At 73.5% G+C, this 15,682-nt stretch carries 15 protein-coding genes; 6 read left to right on the top strand and 9 right to left on the bottom strand.

Annotated elements, in window-relative coordinates:
• Positions 1-252 precede the first annotated feature (252 nt).
• Positions 253-2,817 carry an aminopeptidase N gene (pepN, locus tag HLB15_RS02295; protein WP_171103293.1) on the top strand — a complete coding sequence of 855 codons (2,565 nt, stop codon included), beginning with the start codon at positions 253-255 and terminating at the stop codon, positions 2,815-2,817.
• A 66-nt stretch (positions 2,818-2,883) separates the two neighbouring features.
• On the opposite strand, the gene HLB15_RS02290 is transcribed toward pepN, so the two are convergent.
• The 3 genes from HLB15_RS02290 to HLB15_RS02280 form a co-directional block, all read right to left on the bottom strand.
• On the bottom strand, positions 2,884-3,996 hold the full coding sequence (locus HLB15_RS02290) for a type IV toxin-antitoxin system AbiEi family antitoxin domain-containing protein (RefSeq protein WP_171103291.1): 1,113 nt from the start codon (positions 3,994-3,996) through the stop codon (positions 2,884-2,886).
• 154 nt (positions 3,997-4,150) lie between these two features.
• Entirely contained in the window at positions 4,151-6,181 is a 2,031-nt protein-coding gene (locus tag HLB15_RS02285) for a M13 family metallopeptidase (RefSeq protein ID WP_171103289.1), read from the bottom strand.
• A 33-nt stretch (positions 6,182-6,214) separates the two neighbouring features.
• Positions 6,215-6,583 carry a hypothetical protein gene (locus tag HLB15_RS02280; protein WP_171103287.1) on the bottom strand — a complete coding sequence of 123 codons (369 nt, stop codon included), beginning with the start codon at positions 6,581-6,583 and terminating at the stop codon, positions 6,215-6,217.
• A gap of 104 nt (positions 6,584-6,687) precedes the next feature.
• Here HLB15_RS02280 and HLB15_RS02275 point away from each other — a divergent pair, with 104 nt between their 5' ends.
• Positions 6,688-7,140 carry a ribose-5-phosphate isomerase gene (locus HLB15_RS02275; RefSeq protein ID WP_171103285.1) on the top strand — a complete coding sequence of 151 codons (453 nt, stop codon included), beginning with the start codon at positions 6,688-6,690 and terminating at the stop codon, positions 7,138-7,140.
• On the top strand, positions 7,133-8,089 hold the full coding sequence (locus HLB15_RS02270; RefSeq protein ID WP_171103283.1) for an Fpg/Nei family DNA glycosylase: 957 nt from the start codon (positions 7,133-7,135) through the stop codon (positions 8,087-8,089). Before HLB15_RS02275 ends, HLB15_RS02270 begins: the two co-directional genes overlap by 8 nt.
• Positions 8,090-8,173: 84 nt before the next feature.
• Here the strand turns inward: HLB15_RS02270 and HLB15_RS02265 are convergent, their stop codons facing one another.
• Complete coding sequence (locus HLB15_RS02265) at positions 8,174-9,472, bottom strand: GNAT family N-acetyltransferase (RefSeq protein WP_171103282.1); 1,299 nt, start codon at positions 9,470-9,472, stop codon at positions 8,174-8,176.
• 139 nt (positions 9,473-9,611) lie between these two features.
• On the opposite strand from HLB15_RS02265, the gene HLB15_RS02260 reads away from it, so the two are divergent.
• On the top strand, positions 9,612-10,034 hold the full coding sequence (locus tag HLB15_RS02260; protein ID WP_171103280.1) for an MGMT family protein: 423 nt from the start codon (positions 9,612-9,614) through the stop codon (positions 10,032-10,034).
• 4 nt (positions 10,035-10,038) lie between these two features.
• On the opposite strand, the gene HLB15_RS02255 is transcribed toward HLB15_RS02260, so the two are convergent.
• The 5 genes from HLB15_RS02255 to cysK form a co-directional block, all read right to left on the bottom strand.
• On the bottom strand, positions 10,039-11,157 hold the full coding sequence (locus HLB15_RS02255) for an LLM class F420-dependent oxidoreductase (RefSeq protein WP_171103278.1): 1,119 nt from the start codon (positions 11,155-11,157) through the stop codon (positions 10,039-10,041).
• Between the two features lie 87 nt (positions 11,158-11,244).
• Positions 11,245-12,255: a DUF1648 domain-containing protein gene (locus HLB15_RS02250; RefSeq protein ID WP_171103276.1), complete on the bottom strand. Its 1,011-nt coding sequence runs from the start codon at positions 12,253-12,255 to the stop codon at positions 11,245-11,247.
• Positions 12,252-12,602: a GntR family transcriptional regulator gene (locus tag HLB15_RS02245; RefSeq protein WP_212759403.1), complete on the bottom strand. Its 351-nt coding sequence runs from the start codon at positions 12,600-12,602 to the stop codon at positions 12,252-12,254. The genes HLB15_RS02250 and HLB15_RS02245 overlap by 4 nt, the downstream gene beginning before the upstream one ends.
• 135 nt (positions 12,603-12,737) lie before the next feature.
• A complete protein-coding gene (gene epsC / locus HLB15_RS02240) occupies positions 12,738-13,334 on the bottom strand; it encodes a serine O-acetyltransferase EpsC (protein ID WP_171103272.1) in 597 nt (198 codons plus the stop codon).
• Complete coding sequence (gene cysK, locus HLB15_RS02235) at positions 13,334-14,269, bottom strand: cysteine synthase A (RefSeq protein WP_171103271.1); 936 nt, start codon at positions 14,267-14,269, stop codon at positions 13,334-13,336. The genes epsC and cysK overlap by 1 nt, the downstream gene beginning before the upstream one ends.
• A 448-nt stretch (positions 14,270-14,717) precedes the next feature.
• On the opposite strand from cysK, the gene HLB15_RS02230 reads away from it, so the two are divergent.
• A complete protein-coding gene (locus HLB15_RS02230) occupies positions 14,718-15,311 on the top strand; it encodes a GNAT family N-acetyltransferase (RefSeq protein ID WP_171103269.1) in 594 nt (197 codons plus the stop codon).
• A gap of 40 nt (positions 15,312-15,351) precedes the next feature.
• Positions 15,352-15,678: a nuclear transport factor 2 family protein gene (locus HLB15_RS02225; RefSeq protein ID WP_171103267.1), complete on the top strand. Its 327-nt coding sequence runs from the start codon at positions 15,352-15,354 to the stop codon at positions 15,676-15,678.
• The last annotated feature ends 4 nt before the right edge of the window (positions 15,679-15,682 follow it).

The following is a 15,682-nucleotide window of genomic DNA, read 5'->3' as shown; positions in this document are numbered from 1 at the left end:
CTGTTCCGGGGGCGGCGGGGGCGGCGGCGGGATGGTGCCGGACATCGGGTAACTCCCTCAGGTCAAAACGGTCGGTCTGGGCGACCGCGCTCGATCGTACACAAACGCGTTACTCGCTGTTACTCCTGCATGGCATGATCGACGAGTCGTCGCAGGTAGTTCACAGACCGGACGACGAATCACCCGACGGGCGCGCCGAACGGCGCGCGGGGCGTCGTCCGGCGCCCACGAGAAGACAGACGTGGAGGGCCTGTGCCCGGAGAGAACCTGACCCGCGCCGAGGCGGTCGAGCGCGCCGGCGTCGTGGCGGTCGAGTCGTACGAGATCGCGCTGGACCTGACCACCGGTCCCGACACCTTCGCGTCCACGACCACGGTGCGGTTCACCGCCACCGAGGGGGCGTCCACCTTCGTGGACCTGGTCGCGCCGACCGTGCGGTCGGTGGTGCTGAACGGACGCGAGCTGGACCCGGCGGCCGTGTTCGCCGACTCGCGCATCGCCCTGGAGGGGCTGGCCGCCGACAACGAGCTCGTCGTCGTGGCCGACTGCGGCTACACCAACACCGGCGAGGGCCTGCACCGCTTCGTCGACCCGGTGGACGGCGAGGTGTACCTCTACACCCAGTTCGAGGTGCCGGACGCGCGCCGCGTGTTCGCCTGCTTCGAGCAGCCCGACCTCAAGGCCACCTTCCAGTTCACGGTGACGGCGCCGGCGGGCTGGGAGGTCGTCAGCAACGAGCCGACGCCCGAGCCCGTGCCCGCGCGCCACGCGACCGACAGCGACGTCGAGGCCGCCACCTGGGCCTTCGAGCCCACGGGCCGCATCTCGACCTACATCACGGCGCTCGTGGCCGGCCCGTACGCGGTGGTGCGGTCGTCGCTCACGTCGTCGGACGGCCGCGAGATCCCGCTCGGCGCGTTCTGCCGGAAGTCGCTCTCGGAGCACTTCGACGCCGACTACATCTTCGACAAGACGCGCCAGGGCTTCGAGTTCTACGAGTCGACGTTCGGCGTGCCGTACCCGTTCACCAAGTACGACCAGCTCTTCGTGCCCGAGTACAACATGGGCGCCATGGAGAACGCGGGCTGCGTGACCTTCACGGAGTCCTACGTCTTCCGCTCCAAGGTGACCGACGCCGTGCGCGAGCGCCGCGTGGTGACGATCCTGCACGAGCTGGCCCACATGTGGTTCGGCGACCTGGTCACCATGAAGTGGTGGAACGATCTCTGGCTCAACGAGTCGTTCGCCGAGTACGCCTCGACGCTCGCCACGGCGGAGGCGACGGAGTGGGAGGCGGCCTGGACCACGTTCTCCGCCATGGAGAAGTCGTGGGCCTACCGCCAGGACCAGCTCCCGTCCACGCACCCGATCGTCGCGGAGATCAAGGACCTGGAGGACGTCCAGGTCAACTTCGACGGCATCACCTACGCCAAGGGCGCGTCCGTCCTCAAGCAGCTCGTCGCGTGGGTCGGGCGCGAGGCCTTCGTCGCGGGTGTCTCCGCCTACTTCGCGAAGCACGCGTGGGGCAACACCGAGCTCACCGACCTGCTCACCGAGCTCGAGGCCACCAGCGGCCGCGACCTCACCGCGTGGTCCCGCCTCTGGCTCGAGACCGCGGGCGTGAACACCCTGCGGCCCGTAATCGAGACCGACAGCCACGGCCGCATCATGTCGTTCGTCGTCGAGCAGACGGCGCCCGCCGAGTGGCCCACGCTGCGCCCGCACCGTCTCGGCATCGGCTTCTACAGCCTGTCCGACGCCGGTGAGCTGGTCCGTACCCGCTCCGTCGAGGTGGACGTCGACGGCCCGGCGACCGACGTCGAGGAGCTCCTCGGCCTCGACCGCCCCGCGCTCGTGCTGCTCAACGACGGGGACCTCGCGTACGCGAAGATCCGGCTCGACCCCGCCTCGCTGCGGGTCGCGCTCGAGCACCTGCCCGACATCGTCGACCCGCTGGCCCGCTCCCTCGTGTGGGGCTCGGTCTGGGACTCGGTGCGCGACGGCGAGGTGCCCGCGTCCGAGTACGTGCGCCTCGTGCTCGGCGGCATCGCCCGCGAGACCGAGTCGACGACGCTGCGCACCACGCTGAACCAGCTCGTGCTCGCGGCCAAGCAGTACGTCGCGCCCGAGAAGCGCGCCGAGACGCTGGCCGAGGTCGGCGACCGCCTGTGGGCGCTGGTCGGCGAGGCGGAGCCCGGCTCGGACACCCAGTTCCAGCTGGTGAAGTTCTTCGCGCACGTCGCCTCGACGCCGCAGCACGTGACGGCGCTCTCCGGCCTGCTCGACGGCTCGGTGACCCTCGACGGCCTCGAGATCGACACCGACCTGCGCTGGGAGCTGCTCGAGGGCCTCGTGCTCAACGGCGCGGCCGGCGACGAGGAGATCGACGCCACGCTGGCCGCCGACGACACCGCGACGGGCCGCCAGTCCGCCGCCCGCGCCCGCGCCGCCACGCCGACGGTCGAGGGCAAGCTCGCCGCGCTGTCGTCCGTGGTCGAGGCCACCGACGTGCCGAACGCGATCATCCGGAACACCGGCCTCGGGTTCCTGCACGTCAACGACCCGGCCGTGCTCGCCGACGTCGTCCAGCCGTACCTGGACGCCGTGCTGAAGGTGTGGAACGAGCGGTCGTACCACATCGCCGAGGAGATCATCGAGGGGTTCTACCCGGCTCCGCTCGCCTCGCCCGAGCTGCGTGACGCCACGGCTGCGTGGCTCGACCGGAACGCCGACGCCCCGGCGGCACTGCGTCGGCTGGTCGTGGAGGCGCTGGCGGGCACGGAGCGAGCCCTCCGGGCCCAGTCCACCGACGCCTGACCCCTCCCGCCGAGGTAGTCACGTGGCGAGGTAGTCAGCCGGCGAGGTAGTCACGTGGCGAGGTAGTCACGAGACCGGCCGCGTCCGCGAACGGAAGGAGCCCGCCGACCCGTGGCCGGCGGGCTCCTTCTGTCTGCCCGTCTCAGACGGGGACGAGTGCGGGCGCCGGAGCGGCTCCGGGGCTCCGGCGGCTGCACGGCGGTAGAAGTCTCCGACCCGGTCCACGAGGTCCTGGAACTCGACGGTCTCGTCCCAGACGACGCTCCCGACGCGCCATCCGGCCCGCTCCACGCCTGCGGCGCGCTCCGCCTGACGGGCACGCGCCGCGACCGGGTCGCCGAGCTCTCCCGAGAACTTCACCTCGCCGTCGAACTCCAGGCCCGCCCTGATCGCCGGCCACCCGACGTCGAGCCACGCCGTGGCTCCGGGTAGCCGAACCGGCACCTGCACCTCGGGCTCGGGGAGCCCCGCCATGATCGCGGCGAGGCGAACCAGGACCTCGCCCGGGGAGGCGCAGTCCGGGTCGCACAGCACCATGACCTTTCGCGCCTGGACGACACCCCGTCCGCGGGCGCGACTCTCGAGGATCTCCTCGACGACGACGGGGCTGGCGCCCCGGCGGAACCCCGCTGTTGCGGCGACGACGGCGCAGGGCAGCGAGGCGGTGCACGCGACGTCGACGATCGTGCGCTCGAGCGAGCTGACGGGTACGCCACCCAGCACCGTCCGGTGGCTGTCCGGCAGCGCCCTGGACCAGTGACGCCGGAGCCGTCCCTCGTGGCGGACCGGAGGGTTGTACGTCTGCGTGATGTGGACGAGGCCGGGATCGCGATACGTCCAGAGGCCGTGCAACCGCGCCGCGGTGGTGTGGCTCAGCCAGCACTCGACGTCCAGCGCCTCGACCACGCCGCGGACCTGCGCGAGGAAGTCGGCGTCGAACGGCCGGAGGTCGTGGTCCACCGCGACGTAGACCCCGCGGCGGACGCGCACGGCCCGCTCCGCCTCGACAGCGCCGACCAGCGTGGGGCGGCTCCTCTTGTCGTACGCGAGGGCGGGCGGCAGGTCGGGTGGGGCGTCGTCGGCCGAGGAGAAACGGGCGTGCGGGGCTTGGCCGGTGGTGAGGGCACGGATCTGGAAGGCGATCCGGCGCAGCGCAAGGACATGGGGCGGCGTGGTCATGCCTCGATGGTGCGACAGGCGGGTGCCGGCTCCACGCGCCGGCACCCGCCTGTGGATATCGCGGGCCCTGGGGGTGTGTTCCCCGCCCGAGCCCGCGGTGCCCGGGGTCTGTCGTCGAACTGACTACCTCGCCAAGTGACTACCTCGGCGGGGGTTACCAGATGCGGACGCGGGCTTCCGGGGCGAGGTAGAGGGCGTCGCCCGGCTGGACGTCGTACGTCGTGTAGAACTCGTCCACGTTGCGCACCACGCCGTTGCAGCGGAACTCGTTGGGGGAGTGCGGGTCCGTCGCGAGACGGCGCAGCACCTCCTCGTCGCGGCCCTTCGACTGCCACACCTGCGCCCAGCCGAGGAAGATCCGCTCCAGGGCGGTGAGGCCGTCGATCACCGGCGCCTCCTCCAGCGGCTTGCCGAGGGCGATCCGGTACGCCTTGATCGCGATCGACAGGCCGCCCAGGTCGCCGATGTTCTCGCCGATCGTGAGGCTGCCGTTGACGTGCGCGCCGGCCTCGTCCGAGCCGGAGCCAGAGTCCGACCCCGAGCCCGGTCCGGTACCCGCGCCCGCGAGCTGCGCCGGGACGAACGCGTCGTACTGGGCGATCAGTGCGCGCGTGCGCGTCTCGAACTCGGCGCGGTCGGCGTCGGTCCACCAGTCCTCCAGGCGGCCGTCGCCGTCGTACTTGGAGCCCTGGTCGTCGAAGCCGTGGCCGATCTCGTGCCCGATGACGCCGCCGATCCCGCCGAAGTTGACGGCGTCGTCCGCCTCGGGGTCGAAGAACGGGGGCTGCAGGATCGCCGCGGGGAAGACGATCTCGTTCATCCCGGGGTTGTAGTACGCGTTGACGGTCTGCGGCGTCATGAACCACTCGTCGCGGTCCAGCGGCCTGCCGATCTTGGCGAGCTCGTAGTCCTGGTCGAACGCGTTGGACCGGCGCACGTTGCCCACGAGGTCCGCGGGGTCGACCTCGAAGCCCGAGTAGTCGCGCCACTTGACGGGGTAGCCGACCTTCGGCGTGAACTTCTCGAGCTTGGTCAGGGCCTTGGCCTTGGTCTCGTCCGTCATCCAGTCGAGGTTCTCGATGGACTCGCGGTAGGCGGCCACGAGGGCCTCGACCAGCCGGTCCATCCGCTCCTTGTGCGACGGCGGGAAGTGCCGCGCGACGTACTGCTCGCCCACGGCCTCGCCGAGCGCGCCCTCGACCAGGGCGACGCCGCGCTTCCACCGCTCGCGGACCTCCTGCGCGCCCGTGAGGGTGCGGCCGTAGAAGTCGAAGTTCGCCTCGACGATCTCGTCCGTGAGGTACGGCGCGCGGGCGCTGATCACGTGGTACGCCGTCCAGAGCTGCCAGTCCTGGAGGGGGAGATCCTGCCAGAGGGCGGCGAAGCCCGTGGCGAAGCTCGGCTCGCGCACCACGAGCTGGTCGAACGCACCGGCCGGCACGCCGAGCGCCGCGGCCCACGCGGCCCAGTCGAAGCCGGGTGCCGAGGTGGTGAGGTCGGCGAGCGTCGTCGGGTTGTAGGTGAGCGTCGCGTCGCGGTCGCGCACCACGTCCCAGTGGTGGCCGGCGAGCCGGGTCTCGAGCTCGACGACGCGCGCCGCGGCGTCCTCCGCGGTGACGCCGAACGTCTCCTCGGCGCCGCCGAGACGGAGCATCCTGGCCACGTGCGGCTGGTACGCCGCACGGATGGGCTCGTACTGCTCCTCGCGGTAGTACGCCTCGTCGGGCAGGCCCAGGCCGGACTGGCGCAGGTAGACGACGTACTTCTCGGGGTCGGCGGCGTCGTTGTCGACCCAGAAGCGGACGGCCGCCGCGCCGCCGGTGCGCTGCAGGGTGCCGAGCGCGCGGGTGAGGGCGGCGACGTCGGTGGCGGCCCGGACCAGAGCGAGGTCCTCGTCGAGCGGCGCGGTGCCGAGCGCGGCGATGCGCTCGGTGTCCATGAAGCTCGCGTACAGGTCGCCGATGAGCGAGCCGGCGGGCGCGTCCTGGATGATCTCCCGGACGTGCACCTCCGCCTGGTCGTACAGGGCCCGGAAGGCGCCGTCCATGGCGCGGTCGGCGGGGATCTCGTAGGTGTCGATCCACCGCCCGTTGACGTGGCGGTACAGGTCGTCCTGCGGTCGGGTGTCGGGGTCGAGGGCGTCGAGGTCGATGCCCGACGTGAGGCCCGTGGCGTCCGTGGTCATTGCGCCAGGGTACGCAAGACGCCCGCCGCGCGGTCACCCCGTCGTGCGGTCTGTCGGCACGTCGCCGCCGTGGTTCTTCCGGAGGAGCAGGCACAGGCTGCTCACGACGAGGAACGGCAGCCCCAGGACCAGGCTCGCCTGCCAGCAGACGACGGCGACCGCGTACTGGGCGACCACGCGCCCCACCCGGCGGCGCCCGGGGCGCAGCCAGATCCACACCGCCAGGCCGCCGACGACCAGGGGCAGCACCACACCGACCACGGGACGGTCGTACCAGAGGTCTCCGGCCGAGGCGTCCACCAGGTAGGCGGCCGTGGAGAGCACGCCGAGCACGCCCGACGCGGCCAGGGCGCGGGACGGCGGGCGCGTGGGGCGCTGCTCGTCGGGTGCGGTGCCGGACATGACGCTCCTTCTCGCGGGGGATCGGCCCGGTGATCATGGCCCCGACGTCCCGGGACCCCTCCCGGCGGACAGGTGGGCACCGCGGGATGAGAGAAGATAGGGGCATGCGCCTGCACATCGCCGCCGACCACGCCGGGTACGACCTCAAGCAGCACCTGGTGGAGCACCTCACCGCCTCCGGGCACGACGTCGTCGACCACGGGGCCCACGAGCTCGACCCCCAGGACGACTACCCCGCGTTCTGCATCGCCGCCGGCGAGGCCGTCGTCGCCGAGCCGGGCTCGCTCGGCATCGTGATCGGCGGCTCGGGCAACGGGGAGCAGATCGCCGCGAACAAGGTCACCGGGGTCCGCGCCGTCCTCGCCTGGTCGATCCAGACGGCGAAGCTGGGCCGCCAGCACAACGACGCCAACGTCATCGCCGTCGGCGGCCGCATGCACTCGCTGGAGGAGGCGACGTCGTTCGTCGAGGCGTTCGTGGCCGAGCCCTTCAGCGGCGACCCGCGGCACCAGCGCCGCATCGACCAGCTCGCCGACTACGAGTCGACGCGTGCCTGAGGGACATACCGTCCACCGCCTCGCGCGGACGTTCACCACGCTGTTCGACGGCCGGCCCCTGCGGGTCAGCAGCCCGCAGGGGCGGTTCGCGGATGGCGCCGCCGTGCTCGACGGCCGCCGTCTGGTCGCGAGCGAGGCGTGGGGCAAGCAGTTCTTCCTGGGCTTCGGCGAGGGCGAGCCGCTCTGGCTGCGCACGCACCTCGGGCTGTACGGCGCGTGGACCTTCGCGGGCGCGCCGGACGCGCCGGAGGTGGCGCACGCGATCGGCGCCCCGCGCCGCCGCATCGGGGAGCGGGAGACGACGCCGGGCGGCCCCGCCGCTGTCGACCCCGCCGGCCACGAGCCCTGGGCGCCGCCCCCGCCCCGGGGCCAGGTGCGCGTGCGCCTGCTCGGCGAGCACGCCGTCGCCGACCTGACGGGCCCCACGGCGTGCGAGGTGATCACGGGCGAGGAGAAGGCGGCCGTCGAGGCGCGCCTCGGCCCCGACCCGATCCGGGACGACGCCGACCCCGCCGCGTTCGTCGCCGCCGTCGGGCGGTCGCGGGTCACGGTCGGGCAGCAGCTCATGGACCAGGCCGTCGTCGCGGGCGTGGGCAACATCTACCGCGCCGAGGCGCTGTTCCGCGCGGGTGTGGACCCGCTCCGGCCCGGCCGCGACGTGCCGGAGGCGGTCGTGCGCGCGATCTGGGACGACCTCGTGGTCCTCATGCGCGACGGCGCGGAGCACGGGGCGATCGTCACGACCCGCCCGGAGCACCGCACCGGCGAGCCGGGGGCGCGGCGGCGCACCCGGCAGAACACCGACGGGAACCCCGACGCCGTGCCCGCCGACCAGGCGTTCTACGTCTACCACCGCGACGGGCTGCCCTGCCGGGTGTGCGGCACGCCGGTGCTGGTCAAGGAGCTCGCGGGCCGCAACCTCTTCTGGTGCCCCACCTGTCAGGTCTGAGGCCTGCCCGGCCGCGAGAACGACCGGGGGGACAGGCGCGGGCCTGAATCCGTCCCCCAGGTCGTTCTCGGAGCGGACCGGCGGTCAGAAGACCCAGGAGGAGCCAGGCGCCACCGGCCAGCCGAACGCCGCGCTCGCCGGGGCCAGGGACTCCGGCCGGTGGACCGTGAGCTGACCCGCCGCGGCGAGCGTCGCGAGCGACGTGCCGCCGAGGTAGGCGGCGCCCAGCTCGCGCACGTCGAGCGACAGGTCGGCGGACGTGTCCGGGGCGAGACGCTCCACCGTGGCCGGGGCGAACGCCTCGGCACGCAGCCGGTAGACCCCGGCGTTCGCGGGCAGCCGGGTGTCCGCGACGGCGAGCGTGACGTCGACGTCGCCCGCGTACCGGCGTCCGGCCAGCGCAGCGGGCACGTCGACGACCCGGACCCACAGGTTGTCCGGCGTGCGGGGGGCCGCGGCGCGCAGGTTCACCAGGAGCCGGGTGATCACGTCGTCGACGGGCAGGATGAACGGGCTCACCTCGGTGGTCAGGTCGAGGTCGAGCAGGGCGCCCCACAGCGCACGCGCCGCGGCGGCGTCGAGGGCGACGACCTCGCCCGCGCTCACCGTGCCGCGCGGCCCCGTGGGCTCCCAGGACAGGCTGCGGCGGAACATGACGTACCCGCGCGGCTCGCCGTCGAGCTCCACGAGCAGGATCCGCCGGGACTCGCGCCCGCCGCGGTGCAGGGGCGCGTCGTCCCACAGCACGGTCTGCAGCTCCTCGGTCTCGCGCGTGACCCACCCGGGCCGGTTGAGCCCTGGGACGCCCGCGGGCGCGGCGCCGGCGGCACGGTGCAGCCGGTCGACGATCGCGCCGTGCCGCTCGCGGGAGGCGACCTCGACGCGGACCGTGTGGCGCTCGGCGCCGGGCACGTCGCGCAGGGCGGCCCCGCGCGGGATGTCGAGCCGCAGGTCGTTCGCCGCGTGGCCGTAGCCGAACCGGCCGTAGATCGCGGCCTCGGCCGCGAACAGCGCGCTCAGGGGCTCGCCCCGCTCGACGCAGCGGGCCAGGTGCAGGTCGATCATCGCCGTGAGCAGGCCGCGCCTGCGGTGCTGCGGGTGCACGCCGACCCAGGTCAGCCCCGCCGTCGGCAGCTCGCCGCCGGGCACGGGGAACCGGCGGAAGGGGTAGGACGCGTGCAGCGCGGCGAGGCCGTCGGCGCCGCCCGCCACGACGCCCACCGTGCGGTCCCACGACAGCGGCGAGGGGAGCGCCTCGAGGTCGTCGGCCGAGTGGCTGGACGGGAAGGCCCAGGTGTCGAGCTCGACGACCTGCCGGCGGTCGGCCGGGGTCAGCTCGCGCCAGGCGTACCCGGCGGGCAGCGGGATCCGGGGATGCGTCATGCCCCGATCGTCGCACCGTGCCGCAAGCTGATATCCGTCCGGACGGGCCGCGCCGGGTCGCCGCCGTGCAGGGCGCGCCACAGGCTCCCGGAGAAGTGCCCGGCGGACCGATGTCGGAGACCGCAGCTAGCATCGCGGCGTGACGAGAACCCCCTCGACGAGAGCCCCCGAGGAGCGGCACGCGGCGACCGAGGAGTACGCCGTCGCCGTGCTCGACGTCGTGCGCCGCATCCCGTCCGGGCGGGCGATGACGTACGGGCTGGTCGCGGAGATCGTCGGCGAGCGGCTGGGCCGGGGCGGACCGCGCCAGGTCGGCAACGTCATGGCGGGCTCGGGGAGCCGCTACGCCCACCTGGTCCCCGACGACGCCCCGCCCGACGGCGACGACGCCCCGCCCGACGACGGCGTCCCCTGGTGGCGCGTCGTCAACGCCGCCGGGTCGCCCCCGCAGCGGCACCTCTCCGAGGCGCTCGACGCGCTGCGCGCCGAGGGCTGCCCCCTGACCCGGGACGGCCGCCGGGTCGACCTGCGCCGCGCCGTCTGGTTCCCCGACGCCCGCTGAGCGGTCAGCGAGGGGCCGACGTCGGGGCCACGCGGGAGAAGGCCGCAGCGGCCGCGGCGCGGGCGCGGCCCGCGACCGTGCGGTCCTGGGTCGCCGCGAGCAGGGCCAGGACCGACGACGGGTCGCCCTGCACGAGCAGCGTCGTGATCGCGGTGCTCTCCCAGGTCGGCAGCTCGCGGCGGATCTTGTCGACCGGCCCCACCAGCGCGATCTCCTCGACGAGCTGCGTCGGTACCGCGGCGGCGGCCTCGTCCTTGCGTCCGGCCAGGTACAGCTCCTGCACCTTGTCGAGGGGCTCGGCGTACCCCAGCCGGTCGAGCGACTGCTTGTGGAAGTTCGCCTCCTTGGCGCCCATGCCGCCCGCGTACAGCGCGATGTACGGGCGGATGACGTCGGCGGCGGCCTCGACGTCGTCCCGGACGACGACGGGGACCGTCGCGCACACCTCGAACCGGTCGGACGGCGACCGCTCGGCCGACCGGGCGTCGAACCCTTCGGCGAGCAGCGCCCGGAACTCGGCGTCCATGCGCGGGGCGTAGAAGCCCGCCATCCAGCCGTCGGCGATCTCGGCGGCGAGCGCGACGTTCTTCGGTCCCTGTGCGGCCAGCACGATCGGGATCTCCGGGCGGTACGGGTGCACGGTCGGCTTGAGGGCCTTGCCGAGCCCCGTCGCCCCCGGCGTCTCGGGGGCCAGCGGGAGCTGGTAGAAGGACCCGTCGTGCGTGACGGGGGCCTCGCGGCGCATCACCTGGCGCACGATGTCCACGTACTCGCGCGTGCGGGCCAGCGGCCGCTTGTACGGCTGCCCGTACCAGCCCTCGACCACCTGCGGGCCCGAGGCGCCGAGCCCGAGCACGAAGCGGCCCCGGGACAGGTGGTCCATGGTGAGCGCCTGCATGGCGGTCGCCGTCGGCGTGCGCGCCGAGAGCTGGGCGATGCCGGTGCCCAGGCGGACGTTGCGGGTGCGGGAGCCCCACCAGGCCAGCGGCGAGAAGGCGTCGGAACCGTACGCCTCGGCGGTCCACACCGAGTCCAGCCCCAGCCGGTCGGCGGCCAGGATGAACTGCTGGATGCCCTTCGGGGGCTTGCGGGACCAGTAACCGGTCTGGATGCCGATGCGCATGGGTTCACCTCGTCGTGGGGACGGCTTACCCGGGACGGCGCGTCCCAGGTACTGCGCACACCCTACCGGTCCCTTCGCCCGTCCCGCCTACCCCTCCTCCTGCCGAGCCCGCTCCGCCATGGTGGTGAGCAGCGCTGCCGCCTCCGCGGCGCCGCCCACCGTGACGACGAAGGTGCGGCCCGCGGTCCGCTCGACCACGAGGGCCTCGCCGCGGCGCAGGACCATGCCCGTGCGGCCCGAGCCGTCCACGGCCACCCGCCAGCCCCAGCCGCCGAAGTCGCCCAGCGGGTTGACGGTCGCCACGGACGCCCGGACCACCTCGTCCGCCGGGATGTGCGTCCGCGGCAGGCCCAGCGCCGAGCGCACCGTCAGTCCCGACGCGTCGACGCGCACCGTGACGGCCGCGATCGTCAGCGTGAGCAGCACGACGAGCACCGAGACCCCGAGCAGCACCCACGTCCGGCTGAGGACCGCGGCAGCCAGGGTCGCGAGCACCACGGCCACCTCGATGACGACGGCGGTGCGGGCGACGGTCGACCGGCCGATCCACGCGGCCCGCTCCCCGGGCGCCAGGTCCGCGCGCCCGGCACCGGACACGACCGGCCCCGTGGCCGGCTGACGCGGGTCGGCGGGCACGAGCATCGCCGCGACCAGAGCGAGCACGCCGGGGCCGACGACGGCGGCGACCAGCACCCAGCCCGGCGTCAGCGCCTGCGCCGCGTCCGCCAGCCCCCGCTGCGCCCACAGGCTCCCGGTGAGCACGGTGCCGAGGAAGCCGCCGATCCACACGTTCAATCCCACCGAGAGGCGGCGCGCGCTCGCCGTCCTGCCGCCGAAGACGCCGATCGCGCTGAAGAGCGCCACCAGCAGCACGCCCGTCACCACGAGCGCCGTGACGAAGGCGCCGAGCGACATGAACCCGTCCGGCCCGCCACCACCCGACCAGTGGGTCGCGACGGGGTCGGGCAGGCTGTCGCGCCAGGACAGGGCCAGGCCTGCGGCCGCGCCGAGCAGCGAGAGGCCGCACAGCGCGCTGATCGCGACCTGCCCCGCGTAGGTGTGGCCAAGTCGTCGGTGCAGCAGGATTCCCGTGGTCATCTCATCGCCTCCTTGACGAGGGTCGCCGTCGCGTCGGGGGAGAGGTGCGCCGCCCGTGCGGCGCGGATCAGCTCGGCCATCGCCCGCTCGACGGCCGAGAGGTCCTGCTCGGTGCGGCCCGTCACGACGGTCCCGCGGCCCCGGCGCAGGTCGACCAGGCCCTCGTCCCGCAGCACCTGGTACGCCTTGAGCACCGTGTGGACGTTGACGTCGAGCGCCTCGGCCAGCTCGCGCGCCGCCGGCAGACGCTCGCCGTGGGCGAGGTGCCCCTTGGCGACGCCCACGCGCACCTGGGCGACGAGCTGCTCGAAGAGCGGCTCGTCGCTGCTGGGATCGATCCGGAACATCACAGGTCAATGCTACTTGCTCTACTCCAACTAGAACAAGTACTCGCTGAGAACTGGTGTCCGTGCCGAGATCTGGCGGTGCACCACCAGATCTCGGCACGGACCCCAGATCTCAGCGATCCGACGAGCGCGCCGTCAGATGATGTACTCGATGAGCTCCGACGGGTCCTCCGTGCGAGAGCGCTCCGTGACAGGCGCGTTCGGCACCCGGATCCGCGCGGGGATGCCGACGGCGACGGCTCCCGCGGGCACGTCCTTGACCACCACGGCGTTGGCGCCGATCTGCGCGTCGTCCCCGACCCACACCGGCCCGAGCACCTTGGCGCCCGCCCCGACCGTCACGCGGTCGCCCAGGGTCGGGTGCCGCTTGCCGCGGTTCAGGGACCGGCCGCCGAGCGTCACGCCGTGGTACAGCATGACGTCGTCACCCACCACCGTGGTCTCGCCGATCACGACTCCCATGCCGTGGTCGATGAACAGCCGGCGGCCCAGCCGGGCGCCGGGGTGGATCTCGATGCCCGTCGTCGCCCGCGCGAGCTGGGAGAGCAGGCGCGCGGGCAGCCGCAGCGCGGGGTTGCGCCACAGCCGGTGTGCCGCACGGTGCGCCCAGAGCGCGTGCACGCCCGGGTAGGCGAGCGCGACCTCCAGGCGCGACCGTGCGGCGGGGTCGTGGGCGCGCGCGGCGTCCAGGTCCTCGACGAGGGCCCGGACCAGCGCGCGCACCCCGGCCATCAGTCGACCAGGCCCTCGAACAGCGGCGTCGACAGGTAGCGCTCGCCGAAGTCGGGCACGACGACGACGATCGTCTTGCCGGCGTTCTCCGGGCGCTTCGCGACCTCGAGCGCGGCCGTCAGGGCGGCGCCGGACGAGATGCCGACGAGCAGGCCCTCCTCCTGGGCGGCGCGGCGCGCGAGCTCGATGGCCGAGCCGACGTTCACGTCGATGACCTCGTCGTACACCGTGGTGTCGAGGATCTCGGGCACGAAGTTCGCGCCGATGCCCTGGATCTTGTGCGGTCCGGGGGCGCCGCCGTTGAGGATCGGCGACTCCTCGGGCTCCACCGCGACGACCTTGACCTCGGGCTTGCGCTCCTTGAGCACCTGACCGACGCCGGTGATGGTGCCGCCCGTGCCGATGCCGGCCACGACGATGTCGACGGCGCCGTCGGTGTCGGCCCAGATCTCCTCCGCGGTGGTCTCGCGGTGGATCTTCACGTTGGCCTCGTTGGCGAACTGGCGGGCCAGGATGGCGCCCGGGCGCTCCTGCGCGATCCGCTCGGCCGCGGCGACGGCACCCTTCATGCCCTCGGAGCCCGGCGTCAGCACGAGCTCGGCGCCGAACGCGCGCAGCAGCGCGCGGCGCTCCTTGGACATCGTCTCCGGCATCGCCAGGACGACCTTGTAGCCGCGGGCCGCGCCGACCCAGGCCAGGGCGATGCCCGTGTTGCCGGACGTGCCCTCGACGATCGTGCCGCCCTCCTTGAGCTCGCCCGAGGCCTCGGCGGCGTCGATGATCGAGACGCCGATGCGGTCCTTCACCGAGTTGGCCGGGTTGTAGAACTCGAGCTTGGCGAGCACCGTCGCCTCGAGGCCCTCGGTCAGGCGGTTGAGCCTGACGAGCGGCGTGGAGCCGATGAGCTTGGTCGCGTCGTCGTAGATGCGGGCCATTGTTTCTTCCTTCGCTGTGTGGCGGGTGGGGCCTGAGGTCGTGCGTGCCCGACGTCGGCTCCCGGCCGCGCGGAGGCGAGCCGGAGGGCTGGCGAGGGGCGTCTGGAGCAGGGGTCGAGGGCGGAGCGTCACGCGCGCGGCCGTGGCCGGTGCGGCCGGGCGGTCGCGCGCGAGCGCTCTACAGACAGCCTCGGTGGTCGCGGTCGGACACGCACGTCCGGCGCACCGCGGTGGCCGGTCCGACGGCGGTGGGGAGTGCGGAGCGCACGGTGCTCAAGACGTCCTCCCTGCTGAGGCGGCGATGACGCCCCGGGTCCGTGGTCGGTGGCAAGCCTGGGCGGCTCGCCTCGACGAGGTTACGTGGCCGGCTACTCTGAGACAAGATCTGTCTCAGGCATCGATCATATCGATACCTCGTGGAGTGCCGTGCCGGGCGTAGCCTCGGACCGTGAACGAGGCACGGGTCCGCGAGGCCGGCGCGGCGGACGACGCCGTCGTGCTCGGCCTGATGACCGAGTACATGACCTGGGCGCTGGCGACCTTCGAGCGCACCTACGGGTTCGCCATGGACGACGACCCGGCGGGCGGCACGGCCGGGGACGCGCCCGACGCGCGGCACACCGCTGCGGCCCTCGAGCAGTTCCGCCGGCCGTCCGGCGTCGTCGTGCTGGGCGAGGCGGGCGGCGAGCCGGTCGGGGTGGCCGCGCTGCGCGTGCAGCCGGACGGCGCCGCGGAGATCAAGCGCATGTTCGTGCGCCCGGAGCACCAGGGCACCGGCCTGGGCGCCGCGCTGCTCGACCGGCTGCTCGCCGTCGCGCGTGACGACCTGCGCACGCCGCTCGTGCGGCTCGACAGCAACCGCTTCATGGACCGGGCGCACCGGCTCTACGCCTCGCGCGGGTTCGTCGAGCGGGCGCCGTACCCGGGGTCGGAGATCCCGCAGCGGCTGCAGCACCTGTGGCGCTTCTACGAGCTGCGCCTCGGGGAGGGACCCGCAGGCACGGACCGCCGATCCCTGGCTGACCCGGCGTCGCGTGCCTAGGGTCGAGGGGCACACCACCCGCACCACGACGGAGGCACCCATGGCCACGGAGATCCCGGCGATCATCCAGGAGTTCATCGACGCGACCAACGCCGGCGACACCGACCGGTTCGTCGCCACGTTCACCGACGACGCGTACCTCAACGACTGGGGCCGCGAGTTCCACGGGCACGACGGCGTGCGGAGCTGGGACGAGACCGACAACATCGGCATGAAGAGCCACTTCGACCTGGTCTCGGCCGAGGAGGGCGACGAGCCGGGGGCCTGGACGGTCACGATCACCGTGCGCAGCAACCGGTTCAACGGCACGGGCCCGTTCCGGTTCGTGCTCCGGGACGACAAGATCGCGAGCCTCGTGCTCAGCTGAGGGC

This window comes from Promicromonospora citrea, from assembly GCF_013004695.1.
In the GTDB taxonomy this organism is placed as follows: Bacteria; Actinomycetota; Actinomycetes; order Actinomycetales; family Cellulomonadaceae; genus Promicromonospora; species Promicromonospora citrea.
This window is presented reverse-complemented; position numbering and strand designations above follow the sequence as displayed.

Coding starts and splice junctions, on each gene's coding strand:
- HLB15_RS02290 (WP_171103291.1), bottom strand. CDS start 3,996: ATGACCACGCCGCCCCATGTCCTTGCGCTGCGCCGGATCGCCTTCCAG.
- HLB15_RS02280 (WP_171103287.1), bottom strand. CDS start 6,583: ATGTCCGGCACCGCACCCGACGAGCAGCGCCCCACGCGCCCGCCGTCC.
- HLB15_RS02275 (WP_171103285.1), top strand. CDS start 6,688: ATGCGCCTGCACATCGCCGCCGACCACGCCGGGTACGACCTCAAGCAG.
- HLB15_RS02255 (WP_171103278.1), bottom strand. CDS start 11,157: ATGCGCATCGGCATCCAGACCGGTTACTGGTCCCGCAAGCCCCCGAAG.
- HLB15_RS02250 (WP_171103276.1), bottom strand. CDS start 12,255: ATGACCACGGGAATCCTGCTGCACCGACGACTTGGCCACACCTACGCG.
- epsC (WP_171103272.1), bottom strand. CDS start 13,334: ATGGCCGGGGTGCGCGCGCTGGTCCGGGCCCTCGTCGAGGACCTGGAC.
- HLB15_RS02265 (WP_171103282.1), bottom strand. CDS start 9,472: ATGACGCATCCCCGGATCCCGCTGCCCGCCGGGTACGCCTGGCGCGAG.
- cysK (WP_171103271.1), bottom strand. CDS start 14,269: ATGGCCCGCATCTACGACGACGCGACCAAGCTCATCGGCTCCACGCCG.
- HLB15_RS02225 (WP_171103267.1), top strand. CDS start 15,352: ATGGCCACGGAGATCCCGGCGATCATCCAGGAGTTCATCGACGCGACC.
- HLB15_RS02285 (WP_171103289.1), bottom strand. CDS start 6,181: ATGACCACGGACGCCACGGGCCTCACGTCGGGCATCGACCTCGACGCC.
- HLB15_RS02245 (WP_212759403.1), bottom strand. CDS start 12,602: ATGTTCCGGATCGATCCCAGCAGCGACGAGCCGCTCTTCGAGCAGCTC.